This window comes from Bradyrhizobium sp. S3.7.6 (genome assembly GCF_054061875.1).
The window spans coordinates 202,285-218,676 of record NZ_JBSSEQ010000001.1; the positions used below are offsets into that span (position 1 = coordinate 202,285).

Sequence of the window (16,392 nt, forward strand, 5' to 3'; positions counted from 1 at the left end):
CCCCCTCTCCCCGTTCTTACGGGGAGAAGGTCGGGGTGAGGGGCCTCTCTCCACACGTGAGATCGTCGAGGGACCTGTACCCCCTCACCCGGATCGCAAGAGCGATCCGACCTCTCCCCGCAAGCGGGAGAGGTGAAGAGCCGCCTCACGGCGCGCAGGTGAAGCTGGACGCCTCCGTGACCGGGCCGCTCTTGTAACGCGGCCAGGACGGCCAGCGGCACAGCGGCATCGCGCGCAACACGGCAAACGACGGCGCCTCGACCTTCTGCTCGCTAACTTCGAGATCGCCGGGCGCCTTGCCCTTCTCGACCCAGTCGACCAATGCGCTCAGCATGTCGACATTGGCCGGCGCGCCGGAGCCGACATGGTCGACGCCGGGGGCGGTGTAGAGCCGCGCGAATTCCGCCGTCTCGGCCTTGCCGAGCTTGCGCTCGACGCTTTCGAAATAGCGGATGCCGGCATAGGGGCTCTGCGCATAGTCGGCCATGTGCTCGAGCATGATCAGCCGGCCGCCGCGTCCGCGAAAACGGCTGAGATCCGGATCGGTCGAATCCATCAGGCTCGAGACCTCTAGCAGCCGCGCCTTGTGCTCCTCGACCTTGTAGGTGGTGACGTCGAGCTTGGGATCGCGTGCGAACACATGTTGAATGCCGCCGGCGCCGTAGATCCAGGCGATGCCGTTGTTGGGGGCAGGCGGCTGCGCGGGTGGCGCTGTGCCAAGCCACCACGCCACCCAGCCACCGGTCGGTCCGATCGCCGCCGCATCCTCGCCCGACACGCCCCAGCCCGGATAATCGTCGAGCCCGTTGGCGAGCGCGAACGGGAATTTGTAGGTCCCGTGCAGCGTGTTCACGGCCTTGATCTGTGCATCGGTGAGGCACTGATCGCCGCTCTGGCCCGCCGCACAACGCAGCGTCTCGACCTTGAACGCTGCCTTGCAGGCTACGGGGTCCTGCACCAGCGCATTATCGGAGCCGTCGGCCTTGTCGCAAGCCTGCCGCACGGAATCGGCCACGAGCTTGACCTGCGCCGGATTGATCCAGCCCTCGCCCATGGTCGCGAGCCCCGAGCGCGTGCCGGCATGCTGCAGGCCGACCCAGTTGATCACGGGCACGCGGGCGAAGATGCCATCGAAATCATCAGGGTAACGCTGCGCCATGGTGAGGCCTTCGCGGCCGCCCTCGGACGAGCCCATGAAGTACATTTTTTCCGGCTTCTTGCCGTATGTGCGCTCCATCAGCCCAACCGCGGCGTCGCGCACCTTCTTGTAGGCACGGTGGGCGAAATTCTCGAAGGCTTCGTCATTCAGCGCGAACAGTTGCGGCGGCTCGCCTGGCTTGGACTCATGGCCGGAATCGGTGCCGTAGGTGACGAAGCCGCGCGCCAGCGGCGACGGCTTGTCGAACGGATAGGCCGGCGGCAGCCCAAGGCCGGTGATCAGCACGCCGTTAAAGCCCCCACCGCCATACTGAACGGAGCGCCCGTTCCATTCGACGGGAAGGTTGACCTGGAATTTAATCGGCGGCGCCTTGGGATCGGTTGGGTCGATGTGACCCAGCACCTTGCAGAAACCGGGATTGGCCGGCGTGATGCGCCCAGACGGCGTCGGCCCGCGCTCGGCGACAGCCAGTTGCGACGGCGCCAGCAATGTCGCGGAAACGATCTTCACGGCATCGGCGCCGCCAGCGAGGCTTTTGCAGACCATCTCCGCATCCTCCGCCAGCGTCGCCGCCGACACGGCATTCGCACTCAGCGCGACCGCCGCACCCACGAGCAATGCACACCGCTTCGCGTTCTTTCGCGTCATCGTTTCCACCCTGGCTTTCCCTATTTTTGTATCCGACGGTTGGCCGCATTCAATGCAACCTTCGCCCTTCCGTCAATCGCTTGCGCTGGCCTTCCTTCAGAACGATCCCAGCGCGCTGCCCAGGGCGATCACAGCCACCAGCGCCAGCAGCGAGGTCACGATGCCGACCATGACGATGTCGAAATAGCTATCGCGATGCGTCAGGCCGCAGATCGCGAGCAGGCTGACCACCGCGCCATTGTGCGGCAGGATGTCGAGCGTCCCCGAGCCGATCACCGCCACGCGGTGCATCAGCGCAGGGGCTATGCCGGTGCGCGCGGCGAGCTCGACATAAGTCTGGCCGAGCGCGTCGAGGGCAATGGTCAGGCCGCCTGACGCCGACCCGGTCAGAGCGGCCAGGATGTTGGTCGCGACCGCTAGCGAGACCAGCGGTCCGCCTTCGATCGCCAGCACCCAGTCGCGCACGATCGTAAACGCCGGCAGCGAGGCGACGACCGCGCCGAACCCGACGAGGCTCGCGACGCTGAACGCAGGCAGGACGGATGCATTGGCTCCGGCGTCCATGGTGCGGCGAAGCGCCGGCAGGCGAGCCCGGTTCAGCACGATGGTCGTGACGATGGCCGCAGTCAGCGCGACCGCGACCGACCACACGCCTGCGACGGCCGCGAGCGTGGTTTCACCAAAACGCTGCTCGGCGAGATAGCTGACATCGAGCCGCGGCAGCACTACGAGCGACATCACCAGATTCACGATGACGACCACGATCAGCGGCGCGATCGCACTCCACACGGGCGACGGCCGCTCGCTGCGCTGACCGTGCTGGAGTTCCGCCGGATCGAACTCGCGCGCGGTCGTGGCGCGCTCGCGCACGAGCTCGTCGGCGGCGGCGCGCTCGGTCGCGCCCTCGATGTCGTCGCCATAGCCTTCTCCGGTACGGCGCGCTGCGGCTTCAGCGCGGTGCAGCCACCACAATCCTGTCACGAGCATGATGAGGGAGGCGATGATACCGAGACCTGGCGCTGCGAACGGCGTCGTGCCGAAGAACGGCATCGGGATCGCATTCTGGATCGACGGCGTGCCCGGCAAGGCCGACATGGTGAAGGTCGACGTTCCCAGCACGATCGCAGCCGGGATCAGGCGACGCGGGATCGAAGCCGCGCGAAACAGCGAGCGGGCCATGGGAACGATGACGAAAAACGCAACGAACAGGCTGACGCCGCCATAGGTCACCGCGGCACCGGCGAGCACCACCGCCAGGATCACGCGACGCTCGCCGAGGCGCTCCGCCATGAAGGCGGCGACCGACGTGACCGCACCGCTATCGTCCATCAGCTTGCCGAAGACCGCGCCAAGCAGGAAGATCGGGAAGAATTGCGCCAGAAATCCCGCCGCATGCACCATGAACACCTGGGTCAGGTTCGCAAGCAGCGGCTCGCCGCCGAACAACGCGGCAACGAGCGCTGCAAACGGCGCCAGCAGAAGCACGCTCCAGCCGCGAAAAGCGAACAGGACGAGCAGGGCGAGCCCGACGAGGAGGCCGAGAAGACCCATGCCTCAGCACTCCGACAGCAGGACGTCGAGATCGGCGGTCGATTGCCGGCCGATGTCGGCACCGTGCGCGGCGAGAAACGCGTCCGCGGCCAGGCGCCCCTCGGCGCGCAGCATCGAGACGAACTCCCATTCGGCGTTGAGCTTGGATGACGCGCCGAACTTCGCCAGCATGTCGCTCTTGACGCGGTGGGTCCGCATCTTTGCCCAGCGCGCGCCCTCGCCGCTGCCGGGGTCGGCCGCCTGGCGCAGCAGCGCGATCATGCGCAATTCCTTCATCAGGGGCGAATTGAACGAAATCTCGTTCAATCGATTGAGAATCTCCGCAGCCGTCCGCGGCTCTTCGAGCGTTTCGGTCGGATTGATCTGCACCAGGATCGTGTCGTGCGCATCGCTTTCGCGAATAAGCGGCGTGATCGTGGGGTTGCCGGCGAAGCCGCCGTCCCAATAGGGTTCGCCGTCGATGTCGATCGCGCGGAACATGGTCGGCAGGCAGGCCGACGCCAGCAGCACGTCCGCCGTGATCTCGGCATTGCGGAAGATCCGTCCACGGCCGGTGCGCACCCGCGTCGCGGTGACGAACAGCTTTATTGGCGAGTTCGCGAGCCGCTCGAAATCGATACTCTCGGCCAGCACGGCGCGCAGCGGATTGTAGCCGGTCGGATTGAGATCGTAGGGCGACAGCACGCGCGACATCAAATCGGTGAGAATGTAGAAGGGCGACGTATCGAGCGTCCAGCGCCCCATCAATCGATCGAGCGGCGAGCGCTGGAGCGGACTAAAGGCGGCAGCCTTCGAAACGCGGCGCCAGTATTTTTCGAGCGCGTCGCGCGCGCCCTCGGCGCCACCGGCCGTCCAGCCGTCCGCCAGCACGGCCGCGTTCATCGCGCCTGCGGAGGTTCCGGAGATCGCTGCGATCTCTAGCCATCTCTCTTCCAGGAGGCGGTCGAGCACACCCCAAGTGAAGGCGCCGTGCGAACCGCCGCCCTGAAGCGCGAGATCAATCAGTACGGCGTCTCGTTCCATGGCGGACACTCACGCAACTGAAGCTCAAATTCGACGTGATTGTAGCACGCCGAGGATGACAGCAGTGTGGGAGCTGTGACCGCAAGATGCAACCGGAACGTAGGGCGGTTCAGTGCTCGAATACCAGCCGTGCGCCGACCGTGCCCTCAAGCGCGCGGATCTGCGCAAGCAGCGCGCCTGAATCCTCGCCCCCGAGGTCGGCGTCGAGCACGACGTAGCCGAGGTCGCCGGCGGTCTCCAGATATTGCGCGACGATGTTGATGTCGCGCTGGAGGAAAACCTCGTTCAGCCGCCGCAGCATGCCCGGCACGTTGCGATGGACATGGCTGAAGCGCGCACCGGCGGGACGCAAGTGCAGTTGCACCTCCGGGAAATTCACCGCGCCCATGGTCGATCCCGTGATGAAATAGTCGACCAGTTTTCGCGCGACTTCCCCGCCGATGCGCTCTTGTGCTTCCTCGGTCGAGCCGCCGATATGCGGGGTGAGGATGACGTTCTCGAGGCCCTGCACCGGGCTCTTGAAGCGATCCGAGTTCGAGGACGGCTCGACCGGAAACACGTCAATGGCTGCGCCGGCGAGATGGCCGTCGCGCAGGGCGCCCGCGAGCGCATCGAGATCAACCACGGTGCCGCGGCTGTTGTTGATCAGGAACGAGCCTGCTTTCATCGCCCGCACCTCCGTCTCGCCGATCATGCCCGCGGTCTCCGGCGTCTCGGGCACGTGAAGGCTGACGACATCGCTCTGCGCCAGCAGCTCTTCCAGCTTCTCGACCGGCTCGGTGTTGCCGTGGCGGAGCTTGTCGGTGCGGTCGAAATAGATCACGCGCATGCCGATCGCTTCGGCCAGCGTCGAGAGCTGCGAGCCGATATTGCCGTAGCCGATGATTCCGAGCGTGCGGCCGCGCACCTCGCGGCTGCCGGTCGCCGACTTGTCCCAGCCGCCCTCATGGGCCGACACCGAGCGCGGGAAGATGCGCCGCAGCAGCATCACGATCTCGCCGATCACGAGCTCGGCGACGCTGCGCGTGTTGGAAAACGGCGCGTTGAACACGGGAATGCCGCGCTTGCGGGCCGCCAGGAGATCGACCTGGTTGGTGCCGACGCTGAAGCAGCCAACCGCGAGAAGCCCGTCCGCGGCCGCGAGCACCTCATCGGTGATCTGGGTGCGCGAGCGGATGCCGAGCAGCGACACGCCCTTCAGCGCGCGCCGCAGGTCTTCGCCGTCCAGCGCCTTGGTCAACCGCTCGACATTGGTGAAGCCCGCGCTCCGGAACAGGTCGACAGCGCTGTCATTGACGCCTTCGAGCAACAGCGCCTTCGCGTTCCGCTCGGGGCTTTGGCCTGGGGCTGGCATGGAATCTCCGTAGGTCACAGCTTTGCCGCAGCTCATAGACCGCGGGGGAGATGCAGCACAATAGGGTTTGGATATGGGGAGAAGATGGCGGGGCGGTAAGTGTTTACGGTGGCCGCCCGGTCAAATGACGTAAAACCCATGCGTGCCGTCGAGACGCAGCTGCTCGACCAAGCCATATTCCCAGTCGAGATAGGCCTGCATCGCGCGCTCGGCGACGTCAGTGCCCTCATAGGGCCGGCGGTAGCGGTGCGCCGGATCGGGCTTCGGCAGCACGCGCGGCGGGCCGACCTCGAGCTCACCCTCGTAACCGCCTTCGAGGACGTAGACCTCCCAGCCCATCTGCGCGAGCCAGGATGCCGTCATGTCGGCACGCACGCCCTTGTCGTCGGTCAGGAGGATGCGCGCGCCGCGCACGGGCGCGGCCATGTCGGTTTCCTGGACGAGCTGGCCACCGGGATAATGGCGGAAGCCGGGGAGATGGCCGGCCGCATACTCCTCTGCGTCGCGCACGTCGAAACGATAGAGCGTGCGATCGGTCTGAGCTGCGAGCGCCTTCGCCTCGCTCGCGCCGATATGGCGAACACCGGCGCGATAGGCGACGTCGCGCGCATTGGCCGGGCCCCCCTCGAATGGCCCGATCGCGCCACGCCGGTCCGCGCCATGATCGAGCGTGTGCCGCGCCAGCGTCCAGCCGATCGTGCCGTTGCGCAACGCCCGCACCTTGTTGGGCACGCCGGCGTTGATCAGCGACTGGGTGCCGATGATCGAGCGCGTGCGCCCGGCGCAATTCACGATGATGGTGGTCTCAGGGTCGGGCGCGGCCTGTCCTGCGCGCAGCACCAGCTCAGCGCCGGGCACGCTGACCGAGCCCGGAATGTTCATGGTCGCATATTCGTCGAAGCGGCGAACATCGAGGATGGCGATGTCGGCCTTGTCCGCGATCAGCTTTGCCACTTCGTCGGCACTGAACGACGGCGTGTGGCGGCGGGCCTCGACCAGCTCGCCGAATGCCTTGGAATAGGAATTGACGTCCTCGAACACCTGATAGCCCGCATCGCGCCAGGCCTTCAGCCCGCCGTCGAGCGCGCTGACATTGGTGTAGCCGAGCGCGGCAAGCCGCTCGGCGCCGGTTGCAACAAGTCCCTCGCCATCATCGTAGAGCACGATCGCGACGTCCTTGCGCGGCAACCGCAGCTCGGCCTCGATCGCGATCCGGTCCGCGGCCATGTTGGCGGCAAACAGCGGATGCCCGGTGGCGAAGCCGGCCTCGTACCTGAGATCGAGCAGCGCGATCTCCTCGCGGAGCAGCAGCGCGCGGCGGATATCGGCGGGGGTAACGGTGAAGAGCTTCATGGCGTGAACCCTGGCAAGTACGGCCAAGGGCTTTTGAACGATTGTCGCGCGCTTGGCTAGCCTTCGCGGCCGTTCACTCGCCCGGAACCAGCCGCCCGAGCGGCGGCTGCGCGGGACGCCGCAGCCTGCGGCGCGACAGATAGAGCAAAATGCCGGTGACCGAGAACAGCGGCATCAACGCTGCTGCAATCATGAAGGCGAGCTTGCCCGGCCAGCCCAGGAACGCGCCGCGATGGATGTCGAGCACGTTCGCGATGATCTTCTGGCCGAGCGTCTTGTCGGCATAGCGCTCCGCCGAAATCACCTGCCCCGTGACCGCATCCACGCGGAATTCGTCGCGCGTGGTATCGAGCGTCGAATCCTTCGGCCACGACCGGATCCGGATGACCGTGCCGGGTCCGGCGGGCAGCGTCAGCAACGCTCTGGAGAAATGTTTCCCCTCCTCATGCTGGAGCGTCGTCCATGCCTGATCGAATCCGATCGGCTGGGCCGGCTCGGGCCGGGCGGACGGACGCGGCACCTTTGCGGACATCTTCGGCTGCATCTTCGCAGCAGCGACCTCTGGACGCGACAGCAGCCAGACCACCCCGTCCTTGTACCAGTCGAACGAGTACCACAGCCCGGTCAGCGTCATCACCAGATAGACCGGCAGTACCCAGGTGCCGATGACGGCATGCAGCGAGCGGTGCAGGCCGCGCCCGCTGAGTCCGAGATTGGGTTTCAGCCACATCTTCACGCTGCCGGCGCGGCGCGGCCAGCGCAGCACGAGGCCCGAGATGAGCATGACGATCAGGCCGAGCGCGGCGATGCCGGTGATCTGGCGTCCCCACCCCTTGGCATCGCCGGGGATCAACAGCCATCGATGCAGCCTGCGCACGGTCGCGAAGAACTCCTCGCCACGCGGCGCACCCAGCACGCGCGCGTCGTAGGGATCGACATAGAGCGATGTCGGCCGCGCGCCCTGCTCGTCACGCGCGAAGCGGACACGCACCGCCGCGGCCGGATCGCTCGACAGCGTGACGGCCGAGACCTTGCCGAGGTCCTGCCCCGCCTTCAGCCGGGCCACCAGTTCGTCCGGCATCAGCGCCGGCGCCTGGCGCGGCGCGACCTGCATGATACCGCTATTCAGATGATCGCCGATCTCGTCCTCAAAGCTCATGATCGCGCCGGTCAGCGCGATCAAGGCCAGCAGCAGCGCAAGCACGAGGCCCGCGATCGAGTGAATCTGGTGCAGAGCGGCCTTGATGTGATGCCCCACCCTACTCATCGAAGCCAACCTTCTTGATAAGCGAGATCGCGGCCTGCTGACGTGCGGCGATCTGGTCGATCGAAATTGCATCGGCGATGAACGTGCCCATTTCGGCAACGATCGGTGCACGCTCCGCTGCTGCAAGCACGGGGTATTCCAACTCGGCAGCGGCAAAGATCCGCTGCGCTGCCGGCGTGACAAGGAATTCGAGGAATTGTCGCGCCAACGCCGGATGTGGCGCCTGTTTCGCGATGGCCGCGCCGGTGAGGTTCACATGCGTGCCGCCGCCCTTGAAGGTCGATGGCACCGCCTTGACCTCCATCGCCCAGGCACGCCAGTCGGCCCCTTCGCGTCCGTCGCGCAATTGCGCCAATGCCACGGTGTTGCCGATGCCGATCTTGCACGCGCCTTGCGCGATCTCGCGGATCACGTCGTTGTCCTTGCCATCAGGCTTGTGCGCGAGATTGGCCTTCAGCCCGGCGAGCCAGGCCTCCGTCGCGGCCTCGCCGTGATGGACGAGATAGGCCGCAACCAGCGCGACATTGTTCTGATGCAGCGGCGAGCGCATGCAGAGCTTGCCGCGCCATCTGGGATCGGAGAGGTCTTCATAGTCGATCGAAGCAAGCGCGCTGTCCTTGCGCACAAAGGCAACGCGCGGGCGGACGGAAAGCGCAAGCCATTGCGCGCCGTTACCACGGAGATTTGGAGGGACCACCTGGTCGAGACGCGACGGCGTGAAGGCTTGCGTCAGACCGCGGGTGGAGAGCTGGGTCGTCTTGTCCAGCCCGATCGTCATCAATAGGTCGGCAGACGACGCGTCACCTTCCGATACCAAGTGCTTGACGAGACTGTCCTCGACGAAGACGATTTTCACCTTGACGCCGCTGGCTTCCGTGAAGGCCGCAACGACAGGCTCGACCAGGGCAACCTCCCTGGTCGAATAGAGCGTGATCTCCTCGGCGCGGCTCGCACCTGTGGCAGCAAGGCAGGCAGACGCCGCCGCGATCAGGACCGCGATGGCTTTGTGCCGCACCGCCATCGCTAGAACTTCACCGTTGCCGACAGCGAAACGCGGCGCGCATCGCCGATCGCGACGTTCAGATTGTTGACGGCGGAGGGATAATAGACGGTGTCGAACAGGTTCTTGACGTTGAGCTGATAGATCACCGGCGTGTTCTGGTAGTTCGTCTCATAGGTCGCGAAAATATCGGCGACCACATAGGACGGCAAGAAGAAGCTGTTGATCGCATCACCGGGACGGTCGCCGACATAGCGCGCGCCGCCGCCGAGGCGGAGCTGGCCCGGCAAAGCTGTACCGAAATCATAGACCAGATAGAGCGAGGCCGTGTTCAGCGCGACGTTCTGCAGCTTCATGCCGTAGAGCGACCGATCTTCGGATGCCGTCACCCGCGCGTCGGTATAGCCATAGCTGCCGATCAAGGCCCAGCTGTCGGTAAGCCTGCCGGTCACGTCCAGCTCGACGCCCCGGGAGCGGGCGCGGCCGACGGTATGGAGTTCCACCACGCCAGCGCTGTTCGTCTTCGTCGTCTGCACGTTCTTCTTGTCGAGATCGTAGAGCGCCAGCGTACCGGAGATACGCTTGTTCAGATCGAACTTCACGCCGGTCTCATATGACACGCCTTCTTCGGGCGCGACGTTGGAATCGATCACGATGCCGATCGGCGCGATGGTCGAGTTGGGCTTCAGCGATTCGGTGTAGCTCGCATACAGCGAGATCTCGTCGGTCAGCTTGAAGATGGCGCCGCCGAGGGGAAGCACCTTGTCTTGCGACACGTTGGTATTGGTGACGAACGGTTTCCCGCGCCCGGCGATCTGGTCGTAGTCCATGTAACGGACGCCGCCGACCAGCGCGAACCGTTCGGTGAGATGCAGGGTGTCCTGGAAGAACAGCGACCATTGGCCGAGCTTGTCTGTCTGTGCGCTATCGCTGTTCGACACCGTCGTGCCCGGTCCGACCAGCCCGTAGACTGGATTGTAGACGTTGATGGCGGGAGTCGCCTGCCGTATCAGATTGTCGCGATAGATGGTGCGATACTGGCCGTCGCCGCCGAATACCACCTCGTTGCGCATATTGCCGAGCCAGAAGCCGCCGGAAATGTACGACGTTCCATAGCTGGCATTACTGAGCGAGCCCTGCGTGCCGTCGTTGCTGCGCGTCTCGACGCCCGTCGTGAAGTTGAGGGTGGAGATGCGGAGCTGGTTGGCGCTGAAGGTTTCGGTGTTGTAGCTGTAGCCGGCGTAAAGCTTCCAGTCCTGGTTGAAGCGATGCTCGATCGAGGCTTGCATCAAGTCCGAGGTGCCCCAGGTGTTGTTGAAGGGCTCATCGAGCCGGCGCGTGGACGGCACTGCGAGCGGTGCCTTGGTCACCGGATTGAACGCCGTGCCACGATCGAACGGATAGATGAATTCACGGTGCTCGTAATTGAGCTGGACCGTCGTGTCCTGGCCGTACCAGGCCAGCGACGGTGCGACCAGCATTTCGCGGTGACGGCCGAAATTCCGCCAGTAATCTTCGCTGACGCCGTAGCCGATGAAGCGATAGGCAAGGCCCTGATCGCCGATCGGACCGGTAACGTCGAGCAGGCCGTCAGCGCCGGTTTTCGAGGCACTGAATGCCGAGCCGAGCAGCGTGACCGAACCGTGCTGATAGAGCTCCGGGCGTTTGCTGATCGTGTTGACGATGCCGCCGGGATCCATGATGCCGTAGAGCAGCGAGGCCGGCCCCTTCAGCACCTCGACGCTTTCGACCGCGGGATTGAAGCTGCGGCCCTGCACCAGCGGCATGCCGTTGCGCATGATCGAACCGTCGCGGTTGTCGCCGAAGCCGCGGCGGATCACCGCGTCCTGGCTGCCGGCGAGCGTGTTGGTCTGAGTGATGCCGGAGACATTGATGAGCGCATCGTCGATGTTCCGCGGGAGCTGGTCCTTCAACACCTGTTCAGGCACGATGTTGACCGCCTGCGAGGTATCGAGGGGCGAGGCGCCGCTGCGCAGTGTGGTCGAACTCGGCATCGCGCGGTAACCGAGCTTGGCAGCTTGCTGCGCGGCGGCCGCGGCTGCAGCACGTTCCGATATTGTCGGTGCTGCTGGTGTGGCGGCATTCCGGCTGCGCTGGCGCGCGGCGGCTTGCGTCCGGCGCTGGGGCGATTCAGATGCGCGGGCCGGCTTCGGTCGCTGCACCGGCGCTTCCACTGTCACCGGCGGCAGCGCTGACTGCGCCTGCGCGGTCGTCGTGTTCGAGGGGGATTCGACGAGCAGCACCGCTGCGCCGAGGAGAAGACCTGCACGGCTCTTGCCGGCATGATGACGATGGCCGCTGACGCGTTGGCCATCCACGAGGGCACGCACTTTCATTCCACTTCAAGTCAAGAACATTGAAGTGTGCGCCTGTAACAGTCGGCGGGATCGAAGAGAACCGTAGGCGAGCTTGAATCGCTCTAGTGTTGAATCGTTCTAAGCGCATCGGCGCACCGAACGGCAATCACCGATTGACGTCGCAGGGATCGCAACACGCTGCACGCGAATCCGCGGCAACGTGTCACGAAAGTTTCGCATCTCACGCGATGGCAGGAGCAATCAGCTCGTCAATCTTTCGCTTGAGCGCCGCACCATCGGACGAAGCACGGAACGGCGGGCGTACGCGCAGCCAGCCGGCGTCGCCCGTCTGTGCGGCGAGGATTGCCTTCAGCGTCGCGAGGAACGACGGCGTGTTCAGCACGACATCGGTCGCGGCTTGCATGCGCGCCTCGACGTCCTTGCCGTCAACCATGCCCTTGACCAGCTCGGGCACGACGTTGGCCATGCCGCAGATGGTGCCGGCGCCGCCGGCGACGATCGCGCGGGTGATGTCGGCTTCGTTGCCGACGGTGATGGCGAGATCCGGCGCGGCAGCACGGAATGCCTGGAACTGCTTGAAGTCGCCGCTGGAGTCCTTCAGGCCCGCAACCACCTTGCCGTAACGCTTGCGCAAGTTCGCAGCGACACCGGTCGGGATCGCAACGCCGGAGACCTGCGGGATGTGATAGAGCGAGGCGCGCAGGCGATCGTCGGCGACGCCGTCGATGATCGCAGCAAAAGCATCCTCGATGCCTTCGGGCGTGACACCACGGTCGAAATAGGGCGGCAGATACAGCAGGTGGCGCAGGCCGAGGCCGAGCACGGTGCGCGTCAGCGCGATGCTGTCGGTGATGGCGGGAAAGCCGCCGCCGATGCCGATACGCTCGGGCGCGACGCCGGCCTTGAGCACGGCCTCGATGGTCGCGACACGCTCGGTGACATTGAAGGAGGTGCCCTCGCCGGTGGTACCGAACAGCACAACGCCGTCGACGCCCTTGCCGAAGAGCTGCCTGGCGTGAGCGGCGAGCTTGGCGGAGTCCACGCTGCCATCAGTCGCCAGCGGCGTCGCCGACGCCACCCAGAACCCGCGAATTGCCTCCGTCATCTCACCACCCATTAGCTGCGGTCCCGGACTAAGCCCCTGATCTCGAACGATCTTAGGAGGCCTTCCGAGCCTTGTTTTTGCTTTACTTTTTATGTTGTACCTTACATACAAGACGGACGCAAATCCTTTCCACCATCACGGCGCGCATGAGACGCAGCCAGATTCCGAGGAGGTCTCGCATGAACATGTTGAGCCCCATTGAGCGTCCCGATCAGTTGCTTGGCGCCTTGCGCGACAAGCTCGGCGCGGCCGCCGTGCTGATGGGCACCGAGGTGCCGACGCGCAATTGCAACGACTGGAGCGCGAGCCTGCCGCAAACGCCGCTTGCGGTGATCCGGCCGGTCGATGCGCAAGGCGTCGCCGATGCGATTGCGGCCTGCCGGCAGGCGCGGCTGCCCTTCGTGCCGCAGGGCGGATTGACCGGGCTGTGCCGCGGCGCATCGCCCGAAGCGGGCTGGGTCGCGATCTCGCTCGAGCGCATGACCGGCATCGAGGAGATCGATCGGGCGTCAATGACGATGACGGTGAAATCGGGCACGCCGCTGGAGACGATCCAGAAGGCCGCCGACGAAGCCGGTTTCTTCTTTCCGCTCGATCTCGGCTCGCGCGGCTCCTGCGCGATCGGCGGCAATCTCTCCACCAATGCCGGCGGCAACCGCGTGATCCGCTACGGCATGACGCGCGAACTGGTGCTCGGCCTGGAGGTGGTGCTGCCCGACGGCACCATCATCACCAGCCTCAACAAGCTGATGAAGAACAACGCGGGCTATGACCTCAAGCATCTCTTCATCGGCTCCGAAGGCACGCTCGGCATCATCACCCGCGTGGTGTTGCGGCTGTTCCCGAAACCGCGCTCGACCATGGCGGCGCTGTGCGCGCTGAAGGACTATGCCGCGGTGATCGCCCTGCTCGATGCCGCGCGAAGCGGGCTCGGACCGCTGCTGTCGGCATTCGAGGTGATGTGGCCGGACTATTGGGACGTGATCACGAATCGCGCCGGGGTGAAGCCGCCGGTCGCCGCAGGCCACGGTCTCTACGTGCTCGTCGAGGCCCAAGGCACCGACGAGAGCCTGGATGCACCGCGTTTCCAGGCCTGGCTCGAAGAGCTGATGGAGCGCGGGCTGCTCGCAGATGCCGCCGTGGCGCAATCGCTGGCGCAGACGCAGGCGTTCTGGCGCGTGCGCGACATCTGCGCCGAGTTCGGCCAGGTGCTGGGTCCGCACATCTCCTACGACATCGGGCTTGCGGTGGCGCGGATGGACGAGTTCGTCACCCGCTGCAAGGCCGCGTTGGCCTCCGGCATCAAGGGATGCGAGAGCGTCTATTACGGCCATATCGGCGACGGCAATCTGCATCTCGTGTCCTGGGTCACCGGTCTTTCCGTCGCGCAGCAGCCGAAGGAAGAGATGGACGCGATCATCTACGGTCTGGTGCGTGAACTGGGCGGCAGCGTCTCCGCCGAGCACGGCATCGGCACGCTGAAGAAGAAGTGGCTGGGCCATGCCAGGAGCGAAGCCGAGATTGCGTTGATGCGGACGCTGAAGGCCGCGCTCGATCCCGATCACCTGCTCAATCCCGGCAAGGTGATCTGAGACAGCAGATGCGATCGCTCAAGCTCGATACGCCGAAATCGCTGTCGCAGCGGGTGGTGCTGCGGCTGCGCCAGGCTATCATCGACGGCGAGTTCGCGCTTGGCGCCGCCATCTCCGAGGAGATGGTGGCGAATTCCTTCGGCGTCAGCCGCACGCCGGTGCGCGAGGCGATGGGCCAGTTGCAGGCGCAGGGCCTGGTCGTGATCCGGCCGCAGGTCGGCAGCTTCGTGTTCACGCCGAGCGCGGACGACATCACTGCGCTCTGCACCTTCCGGATCGCGCTCGAGCCCAAGGCCGCCGAGCTCGCGTTTCGTCACGATCGCGACGGCGCAATTGCGACGATGAGCGAGGCAATCGCGGCGATGGAGCCGGCGATCGCGGCGAAGGACAACATCGCCTATGGCCGCGCCGATGCGAGCTTTCACGAAGGGTTGTTCGCGCATTGCGGCAACCGCTATCTCATCGAATCCTACCAGCTCGTCTCGGGCCGCGTCGCCGCGCTGCGCACCAACCTGACGTCGCCGATCGACGTGCGCACCCGCTCGTCCTTCGACGAGCATCGCAAGCTGCTCGATCTGTTCGCGCGCGGCGAGTTCGCGGCCTTCGAAGCGCTGATGACGACGCACATCACCAATTCCGGCCTGGTCTACGCCAAGGCCTTGAAAGTGGAGGCCTTGAAAGTGGAGGCGCTGAAGGTGGACTGAGCGCCTCTACCCCGCGTCCTTCGATCCCGGCCTGTCCAGAAAATCCAGCGCGGTGTTGATCTGTTCGAGCTGGTGCTCGATCTTGTCGCGATCGTCGACCGACTGCGCCTTCTCGAGCTGTTCCACAAGCTTCTGCTTCCGTGACAACAAGTTCTCTATGACCGTACTCACAAGTCCCCCATCGCCCCGAAACGAAACGTCGAGGCAAAATCCGGTTACGGCACTGGCGCCGGGATGGTCGGGGCGCGCGCGAGCATGGCTCGCACCGGTCCCTTGATCAGAATGTTCGCGGAGGCGGTTGGTTCCTGCGAATGAACCACAACTCCGATCGATGGAACTATTTGCGCAGGCTCGCCCAGACCCCGCCGAGGATCAGCACACCGCCGAACAGATGGATCAGTTTTGGCGGTTCACCGAGAATTGCGAACGACAGCAGGGCGCTCGCGATCGGTCCGAGATAAAGCACGAGCGAGGTTCGGACCGAACCGAATTTGCCGCCGAGCCAGGCAAAGCCGGCATAGGCGAGCAGCCCGGGAACGATCCCGGCGAAGACGTAAGCCGACACCGCTTTCGTGCTGAAGACCTGCGCCGGCGTGGTCCACATCTCGATCAGCGCCTGCGGCAGCGAGAACAGCGCGCCGGCGCCTGCGAACAGGCTCATGCGCGCCAGCAGCGACGCCTTGGGCGCCGCGCGCGATTGCAGCAGCGTGTAGCCGGACCAGCCGAGCATCGCGATCACGACCAGGCCGTCGCCCGCTGCCGTCTCCAGTGCGAACAAGGTCTCCGGATGACCGCCGGAGATGATGAGCAAGGCGCCGGCGAGCGCAAGCGCCGTGCCGAGCCATTGCAGCGGGCCGACCTGCTCGATGCCGAGCACCGCAGAGATCATCAGCACCGTGACCGGCGACAGCGCCATGATCAACGCGATGTGGATCGCCGTCGTCGAGACCCGCGGCATAGACCGGGCCGCCGCAGAGGAACATGCCCATGAAGCCGGCGGCGAGGATCGGCCAGATGTTCTTGCCAAGTGGCACGCGGCCGGCGCGGATCTCGGCGAACGCGATCGGCGCGAGCCCGATGGCAACGATGCTCCAGCGGAAGAAGGCGAGCGCGAAGGGCGGGACCGAGCCCGCAAGCCCGCGCGCCAGAATCTGATTTGAGGCCTGCGCGGTCGCCACCAGGATGAAGCCGATCAACGCAACCGCACCGAGCCAGGCCTCGGTGGACGGCGCCGCGCCGGCGTCATCACCGCCGTCAGAAGTTTCCTTGCCCATGGAGCAATCGGATATCCGATGTC

14 protein-coding genes are annotated in these 16,392 nt (G+C 65.3%); 3 read left to right on the forward strand and 11 right to left on the reverse strand.

The window, feature by feature from the left end; genetic code table 11:
• Nucleotides 1–145: 145 nt before the first annotated feature.
• The 9 genes from ACVJ5M_RS01050 to ACVJ5M_RS01090 form a co-directional block, all read right to left on the reverse strand.
• Nucleotides 146–1,807 (reverse strand): tannase/feruloyl esterase family alpha/beta hydrolase, encoded by a 1,662-nt coding sequence (locus ACVJ5M_RS01050; protein WP_085400028.1) that lies wholly within the window; start codon nucleotides 1,805–1,807, stop codon nucleotides 146–148.
• Between the two features lie 96 nt (nucleotides 1,808–1,903).
• Nucleotides 1,904–3,358, reverse strand: a complete 1,455-nt coding sequence (locus ACVJ5M_RS01055; protein ID WP_063979778.1) for a GntP family permease — start codon at nucleotides 3,356–3,358, stop codon at nucleotides 1,904–1,906.
• 3 nt (nucleotides 3,359–3,361) lie between these two features.
• The gene (locus ACVJ5M_RS01060; RefSeq protein WP_063979779.1) at nucleotides 3,362–4,381 is read right to left on the reverse strand and encodes a patatin-like phospholipase family protein; all 1,020 of its coding nucleotides are present in this window, start codon (nucleotides 4,379–4,381) and stop codon (nucleotides 3,362–3,364) included.
• A gap of 109 nt (nucleotides 4,382–4,490) precedes the next feature.
• Nucleotides 4,491–5,735, reverse strand: coding sequence for a phosphoglycerate dehydrogenase (gene serA / locus ACVJ5M_RS01065; RefSeq protein ID WP_063985916.1), 1,245 nt, complete (start codon nucleotides 5,733–5,735; stop codon nucleotides 4,491–4,493).
• 120 nt (nucleotides 5,736–5,855) lie between these two features.
• Entirely contained in the window at nucleotides 5,856–7,088 is a 1,233-nt protein-coding gene (locus ACVJ5M_RS01070; RefSeq protein ID WP_063979780.1) for a rhodanese-like domain-containing protein, read from the reverse strand.
• Nucleotides 7,089–7,161: 73 nt separating this feature from the next.
• Entirely contained in the window at nucleotides 7,162–8,355 is a 1,194-nt protein-coding gene (locus tag ACVJ5M_RS01075; RefSeq protein ID WP_063979781.1) for a PepSY-associated TM helix domain-containing protein, read from the reverse strand.
• Complete coding sequence (locus ACVJ5M_RS01080; protein WP_283017793.1) at nucleotides 8,348–9,376, reverse strand: extracellular solute-binding protein; 1,029 nt, start codon at nucleotides 9,374–9,376, stop codon at nucleotides 8,348–8,350. The genes ACVJ5M_RS01075 and ACVJ5M_RS01080 overlap by 8 nt, the downstream gene beginning before the upstream one ends.
• A 2-nt stretch (nucleotides 9,377–9,378) precedes the next feature.
• Nucleotides 9,379–11,712, reverse strand: a complete 2,334-nt coding sequence (locus ACVJ5M_RS01085; RefSeq protein ID WP_063979783.1) for a TonB-dependent siderophore receptor — start codon at nucleotides 11,710–11,712, stop codon at nucleotides 9,379–9,381.
• 202 nt (nucleotides 11,713–11,914) lie between these two features.
• Nucleotides 11,915–12,799: a dihydrodipicolinate synthase family protein gene (locus ACVJ5M_RS01090; protein WP_063985917.1), complete on the reverse strand. Its 885-nt coding sequence runs from the start codon at nucleotides 12,797–12,799 to the stop codon at nucleotides 11,915–11,917.
• A gap of 179 nt (nucleotides 12,800–12,978) precedes the next feature.
• On the opposite strand from ACVJ5M_RS01090, the gene ACVJ5M_RS01095 reads away from it, so the two are divergent.
• Nucleotides 12,979–14,391 (forward strand): FAD-binding oxidoreductase, encoded by a 1,413-nt coding sequence (locus ACVJ5M_RS01095; protein ID WP_063985910.1) that lies wholly within the window; start codon nucleotides 12,979–12,981, stop codon nucleotides 14,389–14,391.
• Nucleotides 14,392–14,399: 8 nt separating this feature from the next.
• The gene (locus ACVJ5M_RS01100) at nucleotides 14,400–15,095 is read left to right on the forward strand and encodes a GntR family transcriptional regulator (protein ID WP_063979784.1); all 696 of its coding nucleotides are present in this window, start codon (nucleotides 14,400–14,402) and stop codon (nucleotides 15,093–15,095) included.
• A gap of 6 nt (nucleotides 15,096–15,101) precedes the next feature.
• On the opposite strand, the gene ACVJ5M_RS01105 is transcribed toward ACVJ5M_RS01100, so the two are convergent.
• Nucleotides 15,102–15,242 carry a hypothetical protein gene (locus ACVJ5M_RS01105; RefSeq protein ID WP_162131457.1) on the reverse strand — a complete coding sequence of 47 codons (141 nt, stop codon included), beginning with the start codon at nucleotides 15,240–15,242 and terminating at the stop codon, nucleotides 15,102–15,104.
• 190 nt (nucleotides 15,243–15,432) lie between these two features.
• Nucleotides 15,433–16,011, reverse strand: coding sequence for a DMT family transporter (locus ACVJ5M_RS01110; RefSeq protein WP_456679233.1), 579 nt, complete (start codon nucleotides 16,009–16,011; stop codon nucleotides 15,433–15,435).
• Between ACVJ5M_RS01110 and ACVJ5M_RS01115 the strand changes: the two genes are divergently transcribed.
• Nucleotides 16,010–16,255: a hypothetical protein gene (locus ACVJ5M_RS01115; protein ID WP_456679234.1), complete on the forward strand. Its 246-nt coding sequence runs from the start codon at nucleotides 16,010–16,012 to the stop codon at nucleotides 16,253–16,255. The two genes, ACVJ5M_RS01110 and ACVJ5M_RS01115, sit on opposite strands and share 2 nt — an antisense overlap.
• Nucleotides 16,256–16,392 lie beyond the last annotated feature (137 nt).

What these genes read in the sequence shown, in the direction of transcription:
- ACVJ5M_RS01055 (WP_063979778.1), bottom strand. Translation starts at nt 3,358, where the DNA reads ATGGGTCTTCTCGGCCTCCTCGTCGGGCTCGCCCTGCTCGTCCTGTTC.
- ACVJ5M_RS01085 (WP_063979783.1), bottom strand. Translation starts at nt 11,712, where the DNA reads ATGAAAGTGCGTGCCCTCGTGGATGGCCAACGCGTCAGCGGCCATCGT.
- serA (WP_063985916.1), bottom strand. Translation starts at nt 5,735, where the DNA reads ATGCCAGCCCCAGGCCAAAGCCCCGAGCGGAACGCGAAGGCGCTGTTG.
- ACVJ5M_RS01095 (WP_063985910.1), top strand. Translation starts at nt 12,979, where the DNA reads ATGAACATGTTGAGCCCCATTGAGCGTCCCGATCAGTTGCTTGGCGCC.
- ACVJ5M_RS01060 (WP_063979779.1), bottom strand. Translation starts at nt 4,381, where the DNA reads ATGGAACGAGACGCCGTACTGATTGATCTCGCGCTTCAGGGCGGCGGT.
- ACVJ5M_RS01080 (WP_283017793.1), bottom strand. Translation starts at nt 9,376, where the DNA reads ATGGCGGTGCGGCACAAAGCCATCGCGGTCCTGATCGCGGCGGCGTCT.
- ACVJ5M_RS01050 (WP_085400028.1), bottom strand. Translation starts at nt 1,807, where the DNA reads ATGACGCGAAAGAACGCGAAGCGGTGTGCATTGCTCGTGGGTGCGGCG.
- ACVJ5M_RS01110 (WP_456679233.1), bottom strand. Translation starts at nt 16,011, where the DNA reads ATGGCGCTGTCGCCGGTCACGGTGCTGATGATCTCTGCGGTGCTCGGC.
- ACVJ5M_RS01115 (WP_456679234.1), top strand. Translation starts at nt 16,010, where the DNA reads ATGATCAACGCGATGTGGATCGCCGTCGTCGAGACCCGCGGCATAGAC.
- ACVJ5M_RS01075 (WP_063979781.1), bottom strand. Translation starts at nt 8,355, where the DNA reads ATGAGTAGGGTGGGGCATCACATCAAGGCCGCTCTGCACCAGATTCAC.
- ACVJ5M_RS01100 (WP_063979784.1), top strand. Translation starts at nt 14,400, where the DNA reads ATGCGATCGCTCAAGCTCGATACGCCGAAATCGCTGTCGCAGCGGGTG.
- ACVJ5M_RS01070 (WP_063979780.1), bottom strand. Translation starts at nt 7,088, where the DNA reads ATGAAGCTCTTCACCGTTACCCCCGCCGATATCCGCCGCGCGCTGCTG.
- ACVJ5M_RS01090 (WP_063985917.1), bottom strand. Translation starts at nt 12,799, where the DNA reads ATGACGGAGGCAATTCGCGGGTTCTGGGTGGCGTCGGCGACGCCGCTG.